The following is a 527-nucleotide window of genomic DNA, read 5'->3' on the forward strand; positions in this document are numbered from 1 at the left end:
GAAAGAGAGAACCAAGTTCGTCCTCTCTAGGTGTTAGCTTTTCATCTACCCACTACAGTTGACAAAGAGCCTCATTATCTCTTTCGTTCAACCGTTTCTAGGCTTTTACGAGCAGAGCAACACACTCAGCGGTTCGCTGTTAGTGCATCACTATGTTCTGCGACAGCTATCGCATGGGCAGATCATCTCCTTCTACTTCGCTGATAAATCAGCTCGTACAAGCAGTGATACTGCCTCAACATGATGAGTTTGGGGGAAGAGGTCGACAGGTTGGATTTTGCTGAGTTTGTATCCTTGTTCTTGGTAGCGTTTGAGGTCACGCGAAAGGGTAGCAACATTGCAAGAGATGTAGACAATTTTATCTGGCTTCATCTGACTGCTTGCTTTGATAAAGTCTTCTGTCAGTCCTTTGCGCGGTGGATCTACGACAAGGATACTTGCCTGAATGCCCTCTTTCGCCCATTTAGCCATAGCCTTTTCAGCTGCATCACAAACATAATGGGCATTGGTGATACCATTTAAAGCGG

The 527-nt window shown here is 45.7% G+C and carries 1 pseudogene; it reads right to left on the reverse strand.

Going from position 1 to position 527, the window contains the following annotated elements:
• Nucleotides 1-192: 192 nt before the first annotated feature.
• A pseudogene (locus tag ACVPON_RS01150) lies at nucleotides 193-527 on the reverse strand (23S rRNA (uracil(1939)-C(5))-methyltransferase RlmD); the annotation flags it as partial.

It is taken from the genome of Streptococcus sp. 1F3 (assembly GCF_054968985.1).